General features: G+C 67.9%; 23 protein-coding genes. 14 read left to right on the top strand and 9 right to left on the bottom strand.

Features of this window, described 5'->3' with window-relative positions; all coding sequences use genetic code 11:
- Positions 1 to 49: 49 nt before the first annotated feature.
- Positions 50 to 913: a LysR family transcriptional regulator gene (locus tag JW897_RS14550; protein WP_205466698.1), complete on the top strand. Its 864-nt coding sequence runs from the start codon at positions 50 to 52 to the stop codon at positions 911 to 913.
- Between the two features lie 45 nt (positions 914 to 958).
- Here the strand turns inward: JW897_RS14550 and ppc are convergent, their stop codons facing one another.
- Positions 959 to 3,658 carry a phosphoenolpyruvate carboxylase gene (gene ppc / locus JW897_RS14545; RefSeq protein WP_205466696.1) on the bottom strand — a complete coding sequence of 900 codons (2,700 nt, stop codon included), beginning with the start codon at positions 3,656 to 3,658 and terminating at the stop codon, positions 959 to 961.
- 295 nt (positions 3,659 to 3,953) lie between these two features.
- On the opposite strand from ppc, the gene hemC reads away from it, so the two are divergent.
- Genes hemC through JW897_RS14525 form a run of 4 tightly spaced genes read left to right on the top strand, consistent with a single transcriptional unit; the run spans position 3,954 to position 7,859 of the window.
- On the top strand, positions 3,954 to 4,883 hold the full coding sequence (hemC, locus tag JW897_RS14540) for a hydroxymethylbilane synthase (protein WP_048412736.1): 930 nt from the start codon (positions 3,954 to 3,956) through the stop codon (positions 4,881 to 4,883).
- A gap of 7 nt (positions 4,884 to 4,890) precedes the next feature.
- A complete protein-coding gene (locus JW897_RS14535) occupies positions 4,891 to 5,622 on the top strand; it encodes a uroporphyrinogen-III synthase (RefSeq protein WP_205466694.1) in 732 nt (243 codons plus the stop codon).
- Positions 5,619 to 6,647: a uroporphyrinogen-III C-methyltransferase gene (locus JW897_RS14530; RefSeq protein ID WP_048412738.1), complete on the top strand. Its 1,029-nt coding sequence runs from the start codon at positions 5,619 to 5,621 to the stop codon at positions 6,645 to 6,647. The genes JW897_RS14535 and JW897_RS14530 overlap by 4 nt, the downstream gene beginning before the upstream one ends.
- A 3-nt stretch (positions 6,648 to 6,650) precedes the next feature.
- A complete protein-coding gene (locus JW897_RS14525) occupies positions 6,651 to 7,859 on the top strand; it encodes a heme biosynthesis protein HemY (protein ID WP_048412739.1) in 1,209 nt (402 codons plus the stop codon).
- 72 nt (positions 7,860 to 7,931) lie between these two features.
- Here the strand turns inward: JW897_RS14525 and JW897_RS14520 are convergent, their stop codons facing one another.
- Both JW897_RS14520 and cyaY read right to left on the bottom strand, forming a co-directional pair.
- Complete coding sequence (locus JW897_RS14520) at positions 7,932 to 8,348, bottom strand: YqaA family protein (RefSeq protein WP_048412740.1); 417 nt, start codon at positions 8,346 to 8,348, stop codon at positions 7,932 to 7,934.
- Entirely contained in the window at positions 8,345 to 8,662 is a 318-nt protein-coding gene (cyaY, locus tag JW897_RS14515; RefSeq protein ID WP_205466692.1) for an iron donor protein CyaY, read from the bottom strand. The genes JW897_RS14520 and cyaY overlap by 4 nt, the downstream gene beginning before the upstream one ends.
- A gap of 120 nt (positions 8,663 to 8,782) precedes the next feature.
- Here cyaY and lptM point away from each other — a divergent pair, with 120 nt between their 5' ends.
- Both lptM and JW897_RS14505 read left to right on the top strand, forming a co-directional pair.
- The gene (gene lptM, locus JW897_RS14510; RefSeq protein WP_205466691.1) at positions 8,783 to 8,986 is read left to right on the top strand and encodes an LPS translocon maturation chaperone LptM; all 204 of its coding nucleotides are present in this window, start codon (positions 8,783 to 8,785) and stop codon (positions 8,984 to 8,986) included.
- A 138-nt stretch (positions 8,987 to 9,124) separates the two neighbouring features.
- Positions 9,125 to 10,219 carry a pyridoxal phosphate-dependent aminotransferase gene (locus tag JW897_RS14505; RefSeq protein WP_205466689.1) on the top strand — a complete coding sequence of 365 codons (1,095 nt, stop codon included), beginning with the start codon at positions 9,125 to 9,127 and terminating at the stop codon, positions 10,217 to 10,219.
- A gap of 291 nt (positions 10,220 to 10,510) precedes the next feature.
- Here the strand turns inward: JW897_RS14505 and JW897_RS14500 are convergent, their stop codons facing one another.
- Entirely contained in the window at positions 10,511 to 11,236 is a 726-nt protein-coding gene (locus JW897_RS14500) for an MgtC/SapB family protein (protein ID WP_019103569.1), read from the bottom strand.
- Between the two features lie 257 nt (positions 11,237 to 11,493).
- On the opposite strand from JW897_RS14500, the gene JW897_RS14495 reads away from it, so the two are divergent.
- From JW897_RS14495 to JW897_RS14480, 4 genes are read left to right on the top strand one after another with little or no spacing between them, the layout of a single operon-like run.
- Positions 11,494 to 11,814, top strand: a complete 321-nt coding sequence (locus JW897_RS14495) for a hypothetical protein (protein WP_156187749.1) — start codon at positions 11,494 to 11,496, stop codon at positions 11,812 to 11,814.
- 26 nt (positions 11,815 to 11,840) lie between these two features.
- Positions 11,841 to 12,209 (top strand): VOC family protein, encoded by a 369-nt coding sequence (locus tag JW897_RS14490; RefSeq protein ID WP_048412745.1) that lies wholly within the window; start codon positions 11,841 to 11,843, stop codon positions 12,207 to 12,209.
- Positions 12,206 to 12,658 carry an EVE domain-containing protein gene (locus JW897_RS14485; RefSeq protein ID WP_048412746.1) on the top strand — a complete coding sequence of 151 codons (453 nt, stop codon included), beginning with the start codon at positions 12,206 to 12,208 and terminating at the stop codon, positions 12,656 to 12,658. Before JW897_RS14490 ends, JW897_RS14485 begins: the two co-directional genes overlap by 4 nt.
- Complete coding sequence (locus JW897_RS14480; RefSeq protein WP_048412747.1) at positions 12,659 to 13,372, top strand: helix-turn-helix transcriptional regulator; 714 nt, start codon at positions 12,659 to 12,661, stop codon at positions 13,370 to 13,372.
- Positions 13,373 to 13,636: 264 nt separating this feature from the next.
- Here JW897_RS14480 and JW897_RS14475 read toward each other — a convergent pair whose 3' ends face one another.
- On the bottom strand, positions 13,637 to 14,611 hold the full coding sequence (locus JW897_RS14475) for a quinone oxidoreductase family protein (RefSeq protein WP_205466688.1): 975 nt from the start codon (positions 14,609 to 14,611) through the stop codon (positions 13,637 to 13,639).
- Positions 14,612 to 14,697: 86 nt separating this feature from the next.
- Complete coding sequence (locus tag JW897_RS14470; RefSeq protein WP_205466687.1) at positions 14,698 to 15,270, bottom strand: YqiA/YcfP family alpha/beta fold hydrolase; 573 nt, start codon at positions 15,268 to 15,270, stop codon at positions 14,698 to 14,700.
- Between the two features lie 203 nt (positions 15,271 to 15,473).
- Between JW897_RS14470 and JW897_RS14465 the strand changes: the two genes are divergently transcribed.
- Positions 15,474 to 15,893, top strand: coding sequence for a hypothetical protein (locus tag JW897_RS14465; RefSeq protein ID WP_043589344.1), 420 nt, complete (start codon positions 15,474 to 15,476; stop codon positions 15,891 to 15,893).
- 15 nt (positions 15,894 to 15,908) lie between these two features.
- Here the strand turns inward: JW897_RS14465 and JW897_RS14460 are convergent, their stop codons facing one another.
- Together JW897_RS14460 and JW897_RS14455 are read right to left on the bottom strand one after the other, a co-directional pair.
- Positions 15,909 to 16,538: a tetratricopeptide repeat protein gene (locus tag JW897_RS14460; RefSeq protein ID WP_205466685.1), complete on the bottom strand. Its 630-nt coding sequence runs from the start codon at positions 16,536 to 16,538 to the stop codon at positions 15,909 to 15,911.
- Positions 16,539 to 16,636: 98 nt separating this feature from the next.
- Positions 16,637 to 16,879 carry a hypothetical protein gene (locus JW897_RS14455; RefSeq protein WP_205466684.1) on the bottom strand — a complete coding sequence of 81 codons (243 nt, stop codon included), beginning with the start codon at positions 16,877 to 16,879 and terminating at the stop codon, positions 16,637 to 16,639.
- Positions 16,880 to 16,898: 19 nt separating this feature from the next.
- On the opposite strand from JW897_RS14455, the gene JW897_RS14450 reads away from it, so the two are divergent.
- On the top strand, positions 16,899 to 17,678 hold the full coding sequence (locus JW897_RS14450; RefSeq protein WP_205466683.1) for an EAL domain-containing protein: 780 nt from the start codon (positions 16,899 to 16,901) through the stop codon (positions 17,676 to 17,678).
- Here the strand turns inward: JW897_RS14450 and JW897_RS14445 are convergent.
- Entirely contained in the window at positions 17,633 to 18,832 is a 1,200-nt protein-coding gene (locus tag JW897_RS14445; RefSeq protein WP_240352213.1) for an MFS transporter, read from the bottom strand. The two genes, JW897_RS14450 and JW897_RS14445, sit on opposite strands and share 46 nt — an antisense overlap.
- Positions 18,833 to 18,949: 117 nt before the next feature.
- Here JW897_RS14445 and JW897_RS14440 point away from each other — a divergent pair, with 117 nt between their 5' ends.
- Entirely contained in the window at positions 18,950 to 19,831 is an 882-nt protein-coding gene (locus JW897_RS14440) for a LysR family transcriptional regulator (protein ID WP_205466681.1), read from the top strand.
- Positions 19,832 to 19,965: the final 134 nt, after the last annotated feature.

The raw sequence follows: 19,965 nt of genomic DNA, 5'->3' as shown, positions 1-19,965 counted from the left end.
ATTCTAAAAAATGAATTATTATGATGCAGATAATCTCTTGGAGAGAACGATGGAACTGGACGAACTGCGCATCTTCCAGGCCGTGCTGCAGGAAGACGGCGTGACCCGCGCCGCCGCCCGGCTGAACCGGGTGCAATCCAATGTCACCACCCGGCTGCGCCAGTTGGAAGACAAGCTGGGCGTGCAACTCTTCCTGCGTGAAGGCAAGAAGCTGATCCCCACCGAGGCCGGGCGCCGGCTGGGCGACTACGCCGAGCGCTTGTTGGCGCTGGCCGAGGAAGCGCGCCAGGCGGTGACCAGCGCGGAACCGGCCGGCCACTTGCGGCTGGGGGCGATGGAAAGCACCGCCGCCTCGCGGCTGGCCCCGGTGCTGGCCGACTACCACCGCCGTTATCCGGCGGTGCAGCTGGAGTTGCAGGCCGGCGTGTCCAACGATTTGCGGCGCGCGGTGCTGGCAGGCCGGCTGGACGCGGCGCTGGTCAGCGGCCCCGCCGACGACGAGCGCTTGGACCAGGCCGTGGTGTTCGAGGAGAGCATCGTGCTGGTGGCCGCCGCCGGGCAGCGCGAGCTGTCGCTGCGCACGCTGAGCGAAGCCACGCTGCTGACGTTTGGCCACGGCTGCGCCTACCGCCAGCGGCTGGAAGCGTGGATGCAGCGCCAGGGCGTGCAGCCGCGCCGGCTGGTGGAGCTGGGCTCCTACCACGCGATGCTCAGCTGCGTCGCCAGCGGCATGGGGCTGGCCTTGCTGCCGCAAAGCCTGCTGGACAGCATGCCGCTGATGGCGGCCCAGGTGTCCACCCATCCGCTGCCGGCAGACCTGGGCCAGGCCCAGACCACGCTGATCCGCCGCCGCGGGCTGCGTCAGCCGGCATTGGACGCCTTGCAGCGGCTGCTGTTGGGCGCAGAAAACTAGAGCGGCGCGCTGCGCGGCGGCGAGCTTATGCCGCCGCGCCTGGCCTCAACCGCTGTTGCGCAGGCCGGCCGAAGTGCCGTTGATGGTCAGGTGGATCGCGTACAAGGCCTCGGCGTCGTCCGGCTGGCGACGCAGCCGGCTCAGCAGCTCGGCCTGCAACAGGCCCAGCGCGTCCAGGTACGGCAAGCGCGTTTCCAGGCTGCGGTGCAGCGTCGGGTTCTTCTCCAACAAGACGCTCTGGCCGGTGATGGCGTAGAAGGCGTCCAGCGTCGCCTGCCACTCGGCCTGGATGCGGCCGAACAGCGCCTCGGCCAGCGCGCGGTCTTCCACCAGGCCGGCGAAGCGGCGGGCGATGCCCAGATCCGCCTTGGCCAGCACCTGCTCCATATTGGACAACACCACCTGGAAGAACGGCGAACTGCGGTACAGGCTTTGCAGCCGCGCGCGGCCGGCTTCGCCGTGCTGCTCGATGAAGGCGCGCACCGCCGAGCCGACGCCGAACCAGCCGGGCAGCATCACCCGCGATTGCGACCAGGAGAACACCCAGGGAATGGCGCGCAGGTCCTTGATCGAGGCCAGGCTCTTGCGCGAGGCCGGCCGGCTGCCGATGTTCAGCTTGGCGATGGCGTTGATCGGCGTCGCCTCCAGGAAGTACTGCATGAAGCCCGGCGCTTCCACCAGTTCACGGTAGGCGCGGTAGGCGGCGTCCGACAGCTCGTCGAACACCGTCTCGTCGGTCTCGCAGCTGGCGCAGCCGCTGAGGCTGGCTTCCAGCGTCGCCGCCACCAGGGCCTCCAGGTTGCGGCCGCCGATGGCCGGGTCCGAATACTTGGACGCGATCACCTCGCCCTGCTCGGTGATGCGGATGCGGCCGGCCACGCTGCCGGCCGGCTGCGCCATGATGGCTTCGAACGAGGGACCGCCGCCTCGGCCCACCGAGCCGCCGCGGCCGTGGAACAGCCGCAGCTTGACCCGGCCGTCGGCGAAACAGCGCACCAGCCGCTTCTCCGCCTGGTAGAGCTGCCATTGGCTGGTCAGATAGCCGCCGTCCTTATTGCTGTCGGAATAGCCCAGCATCACCTCCTGCATGCGGCCGCGGCTGTCCAGCAGCTGCTGATACCACGGCAGCGCGAACAGCGCCGTCATCACCTGGGCGCTGCGGTCCAGATCGGCGATGGTTTCGAACAAGGGCACCAGGTTGACGCTGGCGCGCGGCTGCCCGTCCACCAGCCGGATCATGCCGGCTTCCTTCAGCAACAGCGCCAGCGCCAGGATGTCGCTGACCTGGGCGCAGTTGGAGATGATGCTCTGGCCGATGGCGTCGGCGCCGAACTGGCGCTGGATCAGCGCCGCCTCGCGGAAGATGGCCAGCTCTTTCTCGGCCTCGGCGCTGTAGTCCAGATAGGGCGAATACAGCAGCCGCGGCGTGGCCAGCTCGCGCAACAGCACCCGGCTCCGCGCCGCCTCGTCCAGCGCCGCGAACTCCTCCAGCCCGGCGCGGGCGAACAGCTCGCCCACCACCGCCTCGTGGCTGCCGGCGAACTGGCGCAGGTCCAGCGGCATCAGGAAGAAGCCGAACACGTCCACCGCGCGGATCAACTCCGCCAACCGGCCGTCGGCCAGCGTCGCGCTGCCGTGCTCGCGCAGCGAGGCGTCCAGCACGGCGAGATCGGCCTGGAATTCGGCCTGGTCGGCATAAGGCCGGCCCGCCGGCCAGCGGCCGCTCAGGCGCACGCCCAGTTGCAGGCCGGTGGCCAGCACCCGCGCCTCCATCGCCGCCAGCGCGCGCCGGTACGGCTCCTCGCGGCGGCTCTCTTCCTGGTCCGGCGTCAACGCCGCCAAGCCGACCAAGGCCGAGCTGACGCCCACCAGGCGCTGCGACAGCGACAGTTCGCGGTACAGCGCCGCCAGCTCGTACAGATAATGCTCGAACGCCACTTGCGCCTGACGCGTCACCGCGTGGCGCAGCACCGCGGCGTCGACATTCGGGTTGCCGTCGCGGTCGCCGCCTATCCAGCTGCCGACGCGGACGAAGGACGGCAGCGGCGTCCGCTGCCCCCAGGTGGCCTCGATCTGCCGGTCCAGGCGCTGGTACAACGCCGGCAAAGCCTGGAAGAAGGTCAGCGGGTGGTAGGCGACGCCGTTTTCGATCTCGTCCTTGACCGCCAGCTTGAAGTGGCGGATTTCCGAGGTCTGCCACAGCGCCACGATCACGCGCTTGAGCTTGGCCTCCAGCTCCAGTTCCTCTTCCGGCGTCAGATCCGCCGCCGCCAGCTTGCCCAGGAAGCGGCGCACCGCGCGGTGGCCGTCCAGCACGCTCTGGCGCTGCACCTCGGTGGGATGGGCGGTGAGGATGGCGCCGACATAGGCGTCGCGCAGGGTGTCGGCCAGCATGGCGATGCTGACGCCGTCCGCCTTCAGCTTGCCCAGCGCGCGCGACAGGCTGCCCTGCTGCGGCGCGGAACCGGCCTGGCGGTGGGCGCGGCGGCGGCGCACGTGGTGCAGGTCCTCGGCGATGTTGAACAGCTGGGCGTACAGGCCGCAAGCGCGCACCAGCGCCATCGCCGCCACCGGGCTCAGCTCCGCCGCCAGCGGCTGGCTGCGCTCCTCGGCGCTGCGGCCGGCGATGGCGCGCACCTCGGCGTAGACCTCGGGGCCGGCCTGCTCGCTCAATACATCGGCCAGCGCGCGGTCCAGGCGGGCCAGATCGGCGCGCAGCGGCAGGTCCTTGTCTAAATCGCTCATTCGGTATTCCTTGATGGTGACGGGCGGTCGTAACCACTCCCAGTTTTTGAATCGGCTCAAGTCAGCGCGGCCGCTGACTTCAGACGATTCGTTTCGCATGCAAAACATCATAGGCAGGCTTGCCGCTGTAGTGGCAACACTACTGTCATTTAAGCGCTTAGATATTGACCTGAGTGCGCATTGCGCAACATCAAGCTTTGCGCCGCCGTCCAGGCGAAGCCGCGGCGCTGCGCGCCGGGCGGGCATGCTAGAATGCCCGCCATCCAAGCACATAGCCCGATCGGGAACCGGTTTCATGGACAAAATCGTCATCGCCAGCCGCGAGAGCCGGCTGGCCATGTGGCAGGCCGAGCACATCCAGGCCCGGCTGCAAGCGCTCTACCCCCACCTCAGCGTGGACATCCTGGGCATGACCACCCAGGGCGACCAGATCCTGGACAAGACCCTGTCCAAGATCGGCGGCAAAGGCCTGTTCGTCAAAGAATTGGAAGTGGCGCTGGCGGAAGGTCGCGCCGACCTGGCGGTGCATTCGATCAAGGATGTGCCCATGGTGCTGCCGGAAGGCTTCGCGCTGGCGGCGATCTGCGAACGGGAAGACCCGCGCGACGCGCTGGTGTCCGCCCGCTACGCCGACCTGTCGGAACTGCCGGACGGCGCGGTGGTGGGCACCTCCAGCCTGCGCCGCGAATCGCAGATCCGCGCCCGCTATCCGCGGCTGGTGGTCAAACCGCTGCGCGGCAATGTGCAGACCCGGCTGCGCAAGCTGGACGACGGCGAGTTCGACGCCATCATCCTGGCCGCCGCCGGCCTCAAGCGCCTGGGCCTGTCCGAGCGCATCCGCAAGGAGCTGCCACCGTCGGAAAGCCTGCCAGCCGCCGGCCAGGGCGCGCTGGGCATCGAGATCCGCGCCGACCGCGCCGACCTGATGCAATTGCTCGCGCCGCTGAACCACGCCGCCACCCACGCCTGTGTCAGCGCCGAGCGCGCGCTGGCGCGCGAGCTGGGCGGCAGCTGCCAGGTGCCGCTAGGCGCCTTCGCCACCCTCAGCGAGGGCACACTGGCGCTGGGCGGCTTCGTCGCCAGCCCGGACGGCTCGGTGATGCTGACCGCCAGCGCCAGCGCCCCGGCCGAATACGCCGACGCGCTGGGCCGCGTCGTGGCCAAGAAGCTGCTGGACGACGGCGCCGGTCCGCTGATCGAGGCGGTGCTGGCCGACCCGCGCTGAGACGGCGATGCCACGCGTCCTGGTCGCCCGTCCGCTGGCGCAAAGCGCCGAGTTGCTGCGTCTGCTCGCCGCCGCCGGCTTAGACGCCGGCCATCTGCCGCTGATGGAAATCACGCCGCAGCCGGACGCGCTGGCGGCGCTGCCGCAACAAGCGGCGGCGGCGGACTGTCTGGTTTTCGTCAGCCCCAGCGCCATAGACCAGGCCTGGCCGGCGCTGCAAGCGCTGGACCTCGCCGCCAAGCGGCTGCTCTGCATCGGCCGCGCCAGCGCCGCCAAACTGGCCGCGCTCAGCGGCCGTCCGGTGCTGCACCCGGCCGAGGGCAGCGACAGCGAGGCGCTGCTGGCCCTGCCGGAGTTGGCCGATATGCGCGGACAATGCGTGTTGATCGTGCGCGGCGTCGGCGGCAGGCCGCTGCTGGCGCAAAGCCTGGCCGCCCGCGGCGCGGCGGTGGACTTCGCCGAAATCTACCGCCGGCTGGACGGCGCGCCGGACTGGGCGGCCTTCGACCGCGCGCCGCCGGACGCCGTGATCGTCACTTCCGGCGAAATCGTAGAGCAATTGTTCCGTCTCGCTGGCCCCAGTCGAATCAGGACGTTACAATGCCTGCTATATTGCGTGCCGCATCCGCGCGTTGCCGACCGGCTCGCCGCGCAAGGCGCGACGCGCATCATGACAACCCGGGCCGAAGACAGCGCGCTGGTCGCCGGCCTTAAAAAATGGTTCTGTCGTCACCCATGAGCGAATCCCAGATCACCGAAACCGCCAAACCCGAGTCCAAGAAATCGCTGAGTCCGGCCTTGCTGATCGCCATCGCCGCGCTGGGCGTGTCCGGCTGGCAGTACTTCAGCACCCAGCAGGAACTGACCGCCGCGCGCCAGGAACTGGCGCGCCGGCTGGCCGAAGGCAGCGGATCCGCCAAAGAGCTGCGCGCGATGACCGAGCAGGCGATCAGCGCCAACCGCGCCACCGAAGGCCGGCTGGCGCTGATGGAAGCCCGCGTCAACGAATCCGCCGGCCAGTACGCGACGCTGAACGGCATGTACCAGGAACTGACCAAGAACCGCACCGACTGGCTGCTGTCCGAAGTCGAGCACACCCTGGCCATCGCCAGCCAGCAGCTGCAGCTGGCCGGCAACGTGCCGGCCGCCGTGTCGGCGCTGGAAATGGTGGACGCGCGCCTGGCCAAATTCGACCGCCCGCAGTTGATCGGCGTGAAGAAGGCGGTGGCCACCGACCTGGAAAAACTCAAGGCCCTGCCCTATCTGGACAGCGTCGGCCTCACCGTCAAACTGGACCGGCTGATGCTGTCCGCCGACAGCCTGCCGCTGGCGGTGGACGCCCACCGCCTGGCCAGCCAGAAGCCGCAGGCCAAGGCCGCGGCGCCGGCCAGCGCGCCGCTGTGGGAACGGCTGGTGGCCGACGTCAGCAAGAGCCTGGGCGAGCTGATCCACATCCGCCGCATGGACAAGCCGGAAGCGCTGCTGCTGTCGCCGGAGCAGGCCTTCTTCCTGCGCGAGAACCTGAAAATGCGCCTGCTGGACGCCCGCCTGGCGCTGATCCAACGCGACGGCAAGACCTTCGCCGCCGACATCGTCGCCGCGCGCAGCTATGTGCAGCGCTACTTCGACCGCGATGCGCCGGCCGTCACCCAATGGCTGGGCACGCTGGGCGAACTGGAAGGCGCGCCGCTGGACGTGGCGCTGCCGGACATGAACGCCAGCCTCAAATCGGTGCGCGACGCCCAAGGCGCGGCAGGAGAATAAACCGTGAAATTCGCCTTGTGGATTACCGGGCTGTTTGCCCTGGCGGTGCTGGTCGGCCTGGCCGCCACCCTGAACACCGGCTACGCGATCCTGTTCCTGCCGCCGTACCGAATGGAAGTGTCGTTCAATCTGCTGATCGTGTCGGTGGTGGCGCTGATCTTCGTGGTGCACCTGGTGCTGCGCATGGTGGCGGTGGCCGCCAATCTGCCGGCTGAAGTGCGCCGCTTCCAGCGCCAGAAAAAGCTGAAAGCCTCCCGCCACGCGCTGCGCGAAGCCGGCATCTCCTACTTCGAAGGCCGCTTCCAGAAAGCCGAACGCGAGGCCAGCAAGTCGCTGGACGATGAGTACTCGCCGGAAAACAAGGCGCTGGCGCTGCTGATCGCCGCCCGTTCCGCCGGCGCCGCCGGCGACCTGGACAAGCGCGACGGCTACCTGGCGCAGCTGGACGCGATGCCGCCGCGGCTGCAACTGGCGCGCCACATGCTGGACGCCGAACTGAAGCTGGAAGCCAAGGACCCGCTGGGCGCCTTGGCCGCCATCGAACGCGCGCGCGCGCTGTCGCCCAATCTGACCAACGCCTTGCGGCTGGAGCTGAAGGTCCGCCTGCTGCAGAAGCAGCCGGAAGCGGTGCTGGCGCTGACCGAGAAACTGCTCAAGGCCGACGCGCTGGAGCCGGAACAGGCGCGACGCTACCGCTTGGCCGCCTATCAGCAGCAACTGGTGACCCTGCTGGGCGGCCAGGAAATCCGCGACTGGCTGCGCCGCATCCCGGAAGCCGAGCGCAGCAATCCTCAGCTGATGGACCAGGTGGTGGCGCGGCTGATCGTGCTGCAGGACTACGATTACGCCGCCACCCTGCTGGCCGGCGCGCTGGCCAACGACGATCACGACACCCCGGAGCTGTCGCGCGAGCTGGGCAAGCTGGCCGAGCACCTGAGCGAGGACAAGCGGCTGGAACTGCTGAAAACCGCGGAAAACTGGCTGAAGAAACGGCCGCGCGACCACTGGCTGCTGATGGCCTTGGGCCGTCTGGCCCTGTGCCAGCAACTGTGGGGCAAGGCGCAGAGCTATCTGGAAGCCAGCGCCTCGATCTCGCCGACGCTGTGCGCCCACGCCGAACTGGCGCGGCTGTTCGAAGCCACCGGCAAGGAAGAGTTGGCGGCTCAGCATTACAACAAGAGCCTGGAGCTGGCGCTGAAGCAAGGCTGCTGATTCCACGCGCTCGGTACGAAAAAGGACATGCTCGCGCATGTCCTTTTTTTTATCGCCGTGTTGCTTGCCGCCTCAACTCGACAGCAGCAACACGCCCCAGGCCAGCGCCAGATAACGCGCCGCCTTGCCCAGGGTCAGCCACAGAATGCTGGACCACCAAGGCAGGCGCAGCCAGCCGGCGGCCAGCGGGATGGCGTCGCCGACTACCGGCAGCCAGGACAAGGCCAGCACCGCCGGGCCGAAGCGCTGGAACCAGCCGGCCAGCCGCGGCGACAACTCCTTGCGCGGCGCCAGCCGGCCCAGCCACAGGCTGGTGACGCTGCCGGCGGTATTGGCCACCGTGGCCACCAGCAAGGCCGGCCACAACCAGTCCGGCCATTTGTACAGAAAGGCGGACAGCGCCAGTTCGGAATTGCCGGGCAGGATGGTGGACGAGGTGAAGGCCGACACCGCCAGCCCGCCCAGTCCCAGCCACACCAGATGGCTCATTCATCAAACCCTATGGTTTCGCCGCAGGCGGCGGCGATGGCGGCGCTGAGGGTGGAGAAGAATTCCGAGCCGTCGCGCGCGGCGATCCAGCTGCCGTCGCGGAAGGCGAAGTGGTAACCGCCGCTCTTGGCCGCTATCCACAGCTCCTGATTGGCGGTGTGGCGGTTGACGATGATCTTGGCGCCGTCGCTGAACTCGATGTCCAGCACATTGCCGGACACCAGATAGTCGGCGTCCAGGTCGTTGTCGTCGATGGCGGCTTCGATGCGCGCGAAGATGGCGTCGGTGTGCTGCAGAAATTCGGTTTCGTTCATTGCGCTTTCCCGTTGGGTGACGGCCTGAACGCCGTCTTGGCGCGGCTCAGGCCTTGATCGCCGGGCGCATCGGAATCACACGGCGCGCCGCAGCTTTGCTAGTATCGGGATTTTGCCACATTGGAACTCATTCGTATGCGCACCTTGCTGGCTTGTGCAAGCCTGACCCTGTTCCTGACCGCCTGCGGCTTCAAAGGCCCGCTGTATCTGCCCGCCCCCGCGGCCAAGCCGGCCGCCGCCGCGCCGGCAGCCAAACCCGCAGTCAAGGCCGACGCCTCCGCCCCGCGCGCCGCGGTCGAATCCGCCTCTCCCGCCGCCCGCTGACGGCTCCCGCCGCGCTCCCAGACCGGCGCGGCGGCGGCGACAAATGCCGAAGACATATTGATATTCCCACGTGGTTTCCTGCGCTTAAGTCATATCCTTTACACTCAAAGGCTGTAACTGCAGATAAAGGAGCCGCCGATGTCCCACTTCGCCCGTCATCTGGAACATCACACCATCGTCAATCCCTTTCCCGGCATCGCCAAGCTGGAAGCGGCCTTGGGCCACCGCATCGGCGCGCGCATAGGCTCCAATGAAAGCATGGCCAAGCCGGCCTCGCCGCTGACGGCGGAATTCGGCGAGATGATGACGGAGCTGGCCCGGCTCTACCCGGATCCGTACGCCCACGGCCTGCGCCAGCGCGCCGCGGCCCACAACCGCGTGGACGCGAGCCAGGTGCTGTTCGACACCGGCGCCGACAGCCTGATCCTGCTGGCTCTGCGTCTGGCCTGTAATGTCGGCGACGCGGTGGTGTGCACCGCCGGCACCTATCCCACCTTCCGTTATTTCGCCGAAGGCGTGGGCGCGCGCATCCTGGAAGTGCCTTACCAGCAACAAGGCGACCGGCTGCAGGCCGATCTGCCGCGACTGGCGGAGGTGGCCCGCGCCGAGCGCGCCGCCGTGCTCTATCTCGCCAATCCGGACAATCCCACCGGCCACTACTGGAGCGCCCAGGACATCCTGGCGCTGCGCGAAATGCTGCCCTCGTCCACGCTGTTGATTCTGGACGAGGCCTACGTCGATTTCTGCGTGGACGCGCAGGACGCGCCGCCGCAGGGCGCGCTGCCCAACACCCTGCGGCTGCGCACGCTGTCCAAGGCCTACGCGCTAGCCGGGCTGCGGGTGGGCTACGCCATCGGCCCGCAGCACATCGTCGCCAAGGCGGACCAGATCCGGCCGCAATTCGCGCTGTCCAGCTTCGCCCAGCTGGCGGCGCAGATCGTGCTGGACGATCCGGACTACTCGCGCCAGTTGATCGCCGCCACCATCCATCTGCGCGACAAGCTGTCCGACGCGCTGCGCGCGCGCGATCTGGTGGTGATGCCCTCGCACACCAACTTCGTCTGCATCGCCTATCGCGACGCCGCCAGCAGCGAGGCCATCCACCGCCAGTTGCTGTCCGACGGCATCGCCGTGCATCGGCCGCCGCACCCGGCGGTGCGCCACCTGCTGCGCGTCACCGCGCAGCCGCAGGCGCTGTCGGCCAAGGTGATGGCGGCGCTGGCGGAAGGTTAAGCATCGGCTCAAAGTCTGCTGCGCGTCGGCGGGATGGATAGATGACTCGTAGATTCCGCTTTCTCAGAACGTGTTTACGATCTTGCGAGCAAGAGCGAGACAAGGCGAAAACGAGCGAAAAAGCGGAATGTACGAGCGGTACATGAGCATTTTGAGCTGGTTTTTAACGCCGTATCGCCGACGCGCAGCAGATCGTAAACAGGTTCTCAGCGGTGTTCGCCTCTTGCCCGCGTCAATAAAAAACGCCCTGGGCCGACAAGCGGCTCAGGGCGTGGTCCTTTCCAAGCCTCCTCACTCCGAGGTGCTGGGATTCCAGTACGCCTGGCTGATGAAAGGCTGAGCCACCAGCTTGGCGGCGATCTCCTCCAGCTCCTCCCACTCCACCGAGGTGGACAGCAAGGTGGCGGTCATCTCCACCTCGTCGTCGCCAAACGGCTCCACGTCCAGATCCCCCACCGGATACTTGGATTCCTCCAACAGGTCGCTGAGCAAGGCCATCGCGTGCTTCTGGCCGGAGCGGCTGGAAATCACGCACAGCTGGTAAGTGACTTCGCTGGTCTCGTCGTCGATGGGCTTGCGGTTGATCGAGTTCACCACCGGACGCAGCAAGGTGTTGCTGGCCAGCACGAACAGCGTGATCAGGAAGGCCTGCGGAATCTGGCCGGCGCCGGCGCTGGCGCCGACCGCGGCCGAACCCCACAAGGTGGCGGCGGTGTTCAGGCCGCGCACGTTCAAGCCCTCTTTCATGATGGTGCCGGCGCCGAGAAAGCCGACGCCGGACACCACGTAGGACGCCACCCGCGCCGCGCCGCCGGTGCCGTCCAGCTGCAGCGCCATGTCGACGAAGGCCGCCGCGCCCACCGCCACCAGGGTGTTGGTGCGCAAGCCGGCGGTGCGTTGACGGAACTGGCGCTCATAGCCTATGGCCGAGCCCAGAATGAAAGCCGTCAACAGGCTGAGCAAGGTTTGCAGCAGACCAGACCCGTTGAAGCCCAGAAACTGCAGTAAGGTTTCCACTTGTTATTCCTCCTGCGGTCGATTGAAAAAACAGCTGTCCCGGCGCGCCGGGAAACAGTCAGGCAGTTTGCCACATCCGCGTGACCGGGTCGTGCCCGACCGGGCGGTTTTTGCGCGGAGCAAAGCGCATGAGCCCGGCCCGATCAACAAAATTGGCGACAGCGGATTCCTGCTGACAGCACGCTGTCAGCAGGGGGGCCGCACACTAACGTCACGGCCCTGAGCCGACCCGCGTATCCACCACGGAGAGCCTCAACATGCGCCCCCCTCTATTTCAGCTTCCCGCCGGACACGGCTTGGAAATCGCCAGCTTCGAACTAAAAGAAGGCGTATCCGAAGCCGAACTGCAACACGCCGCCCAGCAAATCGACGCCGACTGGCTCCGCCATGAAACCGGCTACCAAGGCTACGCGCTGCTGCGCGGAGAGGAACGGCGCTTCATCCACCTTACCTTGGCCGACAGCCCGGAACGCGCGCGGCAATTGTGCGCGCAATGGCCGGCAGAGCCCGCCTGCCGCGATTTTCTCGCCGCCATTGCCGCCGATACCGGCCGCATAGACTTTTATCACTGCCTATAAGCCGTATCCCCTACAAGGAGTTGACCATGTCCCCCTTCCTACACTGGTTTGAAATTCCCGTGCTCCAGTTCGAGCGCGCCGTCGCCTTTTATCAACAGGCGCTGCAACTGGAGCTGCGCGAGGAAAGCTTCGACAATAACCGCATGGCGCTGTTTCCCCACACCGAGGACAGTTGCGGCGGCGCGCTGCTGAGCTGCCCGCAAGCCCGCCCCCATGTCGACGGCGTGCGCGTCTATCTGGATGGCGGCGCCGATCTCGACGCCACGCTGGAGCGGATCAAGAGCGCCGGCGGCATCGTGGTGCAGCCCAAGACCGCGCTGCCGGAAAGCTGGGGGCACATCGCGCTGTTTTCCGATCTGGAAGGCAATCTGATCGGCCTGCACAGCGCAGCATGAGCCGACGCTACTGGATAGGCGTGGCCAGCCGCGACCATGTGCGGCGCGGTCTGGCCGGCGGCTTCGCCCAGCTGTGCCACGGCAAGGCCGCGCCGCTGAAGCGGATGGCGGCCGGCGACGGCCTGATCTATTACTCGCCGGTGTTGAGCCTGGAAGGACGGGAACCCTGCCAGCGCTTCACCGCCGTCGGCCTGGCGGCGGACGACCGGGTCTACCCGTTCCGGGTCAGCGCCGATTTCGAACCCTATCGGCGCGACATCGCGTTTTGGCCGGCCGAAGACGCCGACATCCGGCCGCTGCTCGGCCAGCTGGCCTTCATCGCCGATCCCGCGCGCTGGGGCTACGCCTTCCGCTTCGGTCATCTGGAAATCGGCCGCGCCGATTTCCTGTTGATCGCGCGCGCGATGCAAGCGACACTGCCGCCATCCATGCTGCGGGAACCCGACTGAATGCGCCGAGCCGACCGACTGGTCCAAATCCTCTTGCTGCTGCGCGGCCGCCGCCGCACCACCGCCCGACAATTGGCCGAATGGCTGGAAGTGGCGCCGCGCACCGTCTACCGCGACATGGCGGACCTGATGGCCAGCGGCGCGCCGGTCAACGGCGAAGCCGGCGAGGGCTATTGGCTGGAAGCCGGCTTCACCCCGCCGGCGGTGGCGTTTTCCGCCCGCGAACTGGCGGCGCTGGAAGTGGGTGCCCGCATGCTGGCCGCCTGGGCCGACCGCGACACCGCGGCGGCGGCGCAATCGGCGCTGGGCCGCATCCACGCGGTGCTGGGCTCGTCCGGCCTGCCGCCGGAGCCGCTGTACGCGCCGACGGCGGGCAATTACCCGCGCGAGCGGCTGGCGCCGCTGCGCGACGCCATCGTCTCCCGCCAGCCGCTGTGGGTGGACTACCGCGACGAAAGCGGCCGCGACAGCCAGCGCGCGCTGCTGCCGCTGGCCTTGTTCTTCTGGGGCGACCGCTGGCTGCTGGCCGCCTGGTGCGGGCTGCGCCGGGACTACCGCAGCTTCCGCGTGGACCGGCTGCAAAGCTGGCGCGCCACGGACTTGAGTTGCCCGCCCGAGGTCAGCCTGGCCGGCTATCTCGGCCACGTCGACGGCGACGGCCAGGCGCTGGCCTGGCTGGAGCGCCATCAGCGCCAGCCCTGGCATCAAGAATAAGAACCTGTTCCAAGCCTGCTGCGCTTCGTGAGGCCTTGCACGGTGAGTACCCGCTCAAATGCTCATCTAGCCCTCGTACACGCCGCTTTTTCACTCGTTTTCGCCTTGTCTCGCCCTTGCCCGCGAGACCTTGAACAGGCTCTAGGAGCCACTAACAGACCCCGGTGCCGCGTTGCGCTTCTTGTCCTGAGGCGGTACTTTCCGCGTCGGCGCGGCTTGGCTTAACGCGGTTTTATTCGCGCCGCCAAGCGCCGCGCCGCCGGCTCAAGGCAGCAGGATGATGGAGCCGCTGGTCTTGCGCGCCTCCAGGTCGCGGTGCGCCTGCGCCGCCTCGGCCAAGGGATAGCGATGCGACGGCGCCACCTTGACCCGGCCGTCCGCCACGCGTTCGAACAAGGCCTGGGCCGAGGCCTCCAGCTCCGCGCGGCTGGCGATGTAATCGGCCAGCTTGGGCCGGGTGAAGAACAGCGAGCCGCGGCTGGTCAGTTCCAGCGGCGCGAACGGCGGCACCGCGCCGGAAGCGTTGCCGAAGCTGACCAGCATACCGCGCGGGCTCAGGCAGGCCAGCGAGATCTGGAACGTGTCCTTGCCCACCGAATCGTAAACCACCGGCACGCCCTGGCCGCCGGTGATCTCGCTCACCCGCGCCACCACGTCTTCGCGGCTGTAATTGATCACATGCTGGCAGCCCAGGCCGCGCACGATGTCGGCCTTGGCGTCGGAACCGACGGTGCCTATCACCGTCGCGCCCAGCGCCGTCAGCCATTGCACCGCGATCTGGCCTACGCCGCCGGCGGCGGCGTGCCACAGCACGGTCTGGCCCGGCCGCACCGGATAAGTGCGCTGCACCAGGTACTCCACGGTCATGCCTTGCAGCATCATGCAGGCGGCGGATTCGTCGCCGATGCCGTCGGGCAGCTTCACCAGCACCGCCGCCGGCAGCAGCCGCTCGCTGCTGTAGGCGCCCAGCGGGCCGCCGGCGTAGGCGATGCGATCGCCCACCGCCAGGCCGGACACCTCCGGCCCCAGCGCCTCCACCACCCCGGCAGCTTCCTGTCCCAGGCCGGACGGCAACGGCAACGGATACAGGCCGCTGCGCTGATAGGTGTCGATGAAGTTGACGCCGATGGCGGTGTGGCGCACCCGCACCTGGCCCGGCCCCGGCGCGGCCAACTCCTGGCCTTGCAGGCCGAGCACTTCCGGCCCGCCGGTGTGGGAGAAAACGATGGCTTGAGTCATGCGGCCTCCTCGGCTCAAAAAATCCAGTGTGCGGCAGCGCCGCCGCCCCGGGCAAGCCGCTGTCGCAGAACAGACTGTTTCTGCTCTCAGGCCAATTGCCCGCGCCCCCAGGCCAGCACTTCCGGCAGGATGCGCGGCCAGGCTTCGAGTCTGTGGTCGTCGCCGTTGAACACCGTCTGACGGCAGTCCAGGTACAGCGCCGCCGCTTCGCGCCAGTCCAGCACCTCGTCGCAGCTGCCCAGCAGCAGCCAGTAGCGACGCGCGGACGGCTGCGCCACGCGCTGCGCCAGCAAGGCCGTCATGTCGGCGTCGCTCAGGGTGTAGACCACGCCGGTGTAGGGATTGGTCTGTTCGCCGATGAAGCACGCCAGGTCGTCGTAAGGACGCACCGCCGGATTGATCAGCGCCGCCGGGCGCTGGTGGCGCTCGGCCAGAAAGGTGGCGTAATAGCCGCCGAGCGAGCTGCCGATCAGCATGGTGTCGGCCGGCAAGGACGCCACCAGGGCGGACGCCTGCTCGATCGCCTCGGCCGGATGCGGCGACAACTGCGGACAATGCAGCGTCGCGTCGACAGCGTTCTGTTGCAGATAAGCGGCGGTTTCGTTCGCCTTCAGCGATTGCGGGCCGGAGTTGAAGCCGTGCAGATAAACAATGTGCATGCGGATGGGAACAAACGGTAAATAAAGAGTTCATTCTAAATGGCCATCGGCCCAAGAAAAACCCTGGCAGCCGCGGCTGGCAACCGTCCTTTCGACGGACTTGCCAATACATTCGCATGAATGATACAAAAGCGCGGAAAAAATAATAAAACCGACGATTTATGCCACGCAAAGCGGTTTACAAAGATAACAGGAGAACATTAATGCTTGCCACCTTGCCGGACAACGCCCTCGTAGCCGACGCCACCACCACCAAGCCTTACTCCGTCGCCAGCCTGATCATGGCTTGCGGCTTTCTGCACCACAGCGCGCAGGCTTTTCTCGACGATGTGCGCGCCGATCAGGCGCTGATCCGTTCCGGCTTCTGTCCGCGCCACCATGTGCACGTGGACCGCGACGGCCAGGCCACGGTGGACGGCTTCGTCCACGAACAGGTGGGCTTGTTGCTGCAGCACAACGCCTCCCTGCATTTCGCCTTGCATGAAATGCTGATGCAGTTCGGCCCGGACGCCTGCAACGACACCCTGGCCGGCATCATCGTGCGCGGCCTGCGCGGAGTGCAGGACTGGCAGGCGGCCTGCCAGTGCCTGGCGGCGATGCGCCGCGGTCCGGCCCGCGCCTGAGATCACGGGCAGCCGTCATTCCGGCGGCTTGGCCCGCTTGGCCAGATCCAAGGCCTTGAGCCCGGCGCCGACGTCGCCCTGAGCCGCCGCCTTGGCGTACCAGCGTATCGCCGCCGGCAGGTCCCGCTCCACCCCGTCGCCGTGCTCGTACATGCTGGCGATCAGGTATTGCGCGCCCACGTCGCCCTGGCGGGCGGCCTTCTCGTACCAGTACGCGGCCAGCCGGTAGTCCTTGGCCGCACCGCGGCCCAGGAAATATTGGGTGCCCAGATCCAGCTGCGCCGGCAGATAATCCTGCCGCGCCGCCAGCCGGAACCAGCGCGTCGCCTCGGTCTGCGACTTGGCCACCTGCTGGCCGCTTTCGTACAAAGCGCCAAGCGCGTGCTGCGCCTGCGGCAGGCCCGCGTCGGCGGCGCGACGCAGCCAACGCTCGCCCCGCGCGCGGTCCGGCGCGCCGCCCTCGCCTCGCCAATGCATCATCGCCAGATCGAAAGCCGCCACCCGGTCGCCGGCCTCAGCCGCCTGCTCGAACTGCCGGCGCGCGGCGGCGTAGTCGCCGCGCTGGTAGCTGGCCCAACCCGCCACGTCCGCGGCCAGGGACGCCAGCGTCCACGCCGCCAATAGCCCGCCTGCCCACGCTTTCATCGCCGTTCTCCGCCTCTGCCCGCCGTAAGTGCCTGTTCAACGCGCTTTCTCAGCCGTTTTCGCCTTAGCTAGCGAGATCGTAAACACGTTCTAAGAGATTAGTCGGCGACCGCCGGAAAATCTGTCAGCGACCGCTCCCACGGCGGCGGCTCGCCGCCCAGCCGTCTATCGATGAGCTCCAGGAAGGCCCGCGCCTTGGCCGACACGTACTCGCGCTCGGGAAACACCGCGTGCAGCGGCAGGGGATAACGCTCCCGCAAGGGCAGCGGCCGGCCGCCGGCGAATGCGGCTGAACCGGCGCCGAGAATCGCCGCGCAATGCTTGCTATGCTGAAAGTCCATCCCGCGCGACTAAACCACCATGGCTCCACCCTTAGGCCCTCATCCCGAGCGACAACTGTACCGCGACGCGGACGGCCGCTATTGCGCGCGGCTGGGCGGCTGTCAGTTCAGCAGCGTGTTCCAGCCGCTGTTCTACCGCAGCGGCGGCGTGTTCGGCTATGAAGCGCTGTTGCGCGTGCGGACGCAGGACGGCCAGACGCCGCCCCCCGACGCCTTCCTGTCCGGGCTGCCGCAGGAACAGGCGCTGGAAGCCGACCAGCTGGCGCGGCTGATCCACATCCGCAACTTCGCGCAAAGCGGCCAGTCCGGCTGCCTGAGCCTGAACCTGCTGGCCCAAACCGCGGTGGTGGACCATCACGGCCGCAACCACCTTCCGCTGCTGCAAGGCCTGCTGGACTCGCTGGAGCTGGACAGCGGCGGCGTGATTTTCGAGTTGCCGGAATATGAGGTGGAACACCACGGCCAGCCGCTGATCAACAGTCTGCGCTTGACCGCCGAGGCCGGCTTCGGCCTGTCGGTGGACGACTTCGGCGCGGTGGCCGCGCGTCACGGCAAGGTCAAGTCGCTGTGCCCGGACCTGATCAAGATAGACCGCAGCCTGCTGCTGGACTATATGTCCGGCGAACACCACCGGCTGCCGGTGCTGCTGGAGCTGGGCTGGCAGATAGGCTGCCGCATGGCGGTGGAAGGCATAGAAACCCGCGAGCAACACCAGGCGATGCAGGAACTGGGGGTCGAGCTCTACCAGGGCTTCTACCTGGGCAAGCCGGCCGAACTGCCGGTGACCTGCCAGCTGTGACCGGCGCGGTCCAGCCACAGGCTGAGCAAGGCCAGCGCGGCCAACGCCGCGCCCAGCCATACCGGCGCGCGCAGGCTCCAGCCGGCGTCCAGCAAGGCGCCGCCGCCCCAGGAACCCAGCATCAGGCCCAGATTGACCACCGACATGTGCAGGCTGTTCACCATAGGCCCGCTGCCGCCGGCGCGCACCACCCGCGCCACCATCGCCGGATTCATCGGCAGACCGGCCAGACCCAATAGCAGCACGCACGCCGCCGTCGCCACCTGCCATTGCGCCAGCAAGGCCAACGCCACCAGGGCAGCCAGCAAGACCAGCAGGCCGCCGCGCAGCACGGTGCGGGTATGACTGTCCGCCAGGCGGCCGCTGCACAGATTGCCGAGCACCGTCGCCAGCCCGTAAGCGGCGAACAGCCAGGGCAGCGTCGAAGCGGCGAAGCCGCTGACCCGGGTGAACAAGGGCGCCAGATAGGTGAAGGCGGCGAACACCGCGCCTATGATCAGGCCGCTGCTCAGATAAGCCGCCCATAGGCTGGGTCGCGCCAGCCGGCGGCCCTCCTCGCCCAGACTCAAGGTCTGCGGGCGGCCCCCGGACGGCGTCAGCGCGGCGATGCCCGCCGCGGCCAACGCCACCATGCCAGCCACCAGCCAAAAGCTCACACGCCAGCCCCAGCTCTGATCCACCCAGGCCGCCAGCGGCAGGCCGGCCACCGAAGCCAGCATCAGGCCGTTGAGCACCAGCGCGGCGGCGCGCGCCACCCGGTGTTCGCCCACCAGTTCCGCCGCCAAGGCCAGGGCCACGCCGAAGAAAGCCGACTGCGCCACGCCGCAGATCAGCCGCGACCACAGCATCTGCCGGTAATCGCCGGCCAGCGCGCCCAAAGCCTGCCCGGCCAGGAACAACAGCAACAGCCCGATCAAGCTGTGCTTGCGCCGCGCCGAACGCAGCAGCCAAGTCAGCGCCGGCCCGCCCAGCACCACGCTGGCGGCGAAGGCCGACACCAGATTGCCCACCGCCGGCAGGCTGACGCCCAGGGCCGCCGCCAGCGACGGCATCATCCCCGCCACCATGAATTCCGACGTCGCCATCGCGAAAATGCATAAACTCAACAGATACACTGTCGCCGGCATCGCCGCCTCTCCGTTCTTGTCCGCCATTCCGCCTCTCCCCTATCGCCATTGAATGAGCGCTCATGCTAGATTTCTTGGCGATACGGAAAAACAGTCTGCAATTCCATATATAACGGAATCAGATTCCGCAATAGCGAGGCCAGCATGGAGAAAATGAGCGGCATCGAGCTGTTCGCCCACATCGCCCAACAAGGCAGCCTGGTGGCCGCCGGACGGCAACTGGGCATTTCCGCCTCCGCCGCCGGCAAGGGCCTGGCGCGGCTGGAAGCGCGGCTGGGCGCGCGACTGGTGCAACGCAGCACGCGGCGGCTGACCCTGACCGCGGCCGGGGAGCAATATTTGCAGCGCTGCCTGCGCATCCTGGAGGAAGTGGAAACGGCCGAACGCGAGCTGCAACGGGGGCAGACCGCGCCGCGCGGCCGCTTGAAAGTGGGCCTGCCGCATGAATGCGGGGTGCTGGCTCCCCACCTGGCGGCCTTCATGCAAAGCTATCCGGAGATCGAACTGGACCTGGACTACAGCGACCGCCTAGTGGACGTGATAGGCGAGGGCTTCGACGTGGTGCTTCGCGGCGGCGAGCCCGGCGATTCGCGCTTGAGCGCGCGGCGGCTGGGCGGCTACCGCGTGCGGTTGGTGGCCGCGCCGGCCTACTTCTCCCGCCACGGCGAGCCGGCGTCGCCGGAGGATCTGACGCGTCACCGCTGCCTGCACTACCGCTATCCGCGCAGCGGCAAGCTGGCGCCGTGGCCGCTGAGCGGCGCGGACGCGACCGCGCTGCCGGTCAACGCCTGCGCCAACACCGGCGACGCGCTGATCCAGTTGGCGGAGCAAGGCGCCGGCATCGCCTGCCTGCCGGATTTCACCGTGCGCCGCCAACTGGCGGACGGACGGCTGCGGGCGTTGCCGGAAGCCTGGGCGGAACGCAGCGGCGCCCTTTACCTGCTGTGGCCCAGCGCCCCCTATCTACCGCCGCGGCTGCGCGCCTTCATCGACTTCTTCGCCGAACGCGGCTTCCCTGGCGGCTAAGGCTCCCGGGGCCCGCGAGCAAGAGCGAGCCAGGGCGAAAACGGCGGAGCAAACGAAACGCGCAGCTGGCGCATGAGCATTCCGAAGTCGTACTCACCGCGCCGCGTCTCACGCAGCGCGGCGGACTGGGAACC

Source organism: Chromobacterium alkanivorans, assembly GCF_016937655.1.
Lineage (GTDB): Bacteria > Pseudomonadota > Gammaproteobacteria > Burkholderiales > Chromobacteriaceae > Chromobacterium > Chromobacterium alkanivorans.
This window is presented reverse-complemented; position numbering and strand designations above follow the sequence as displayed.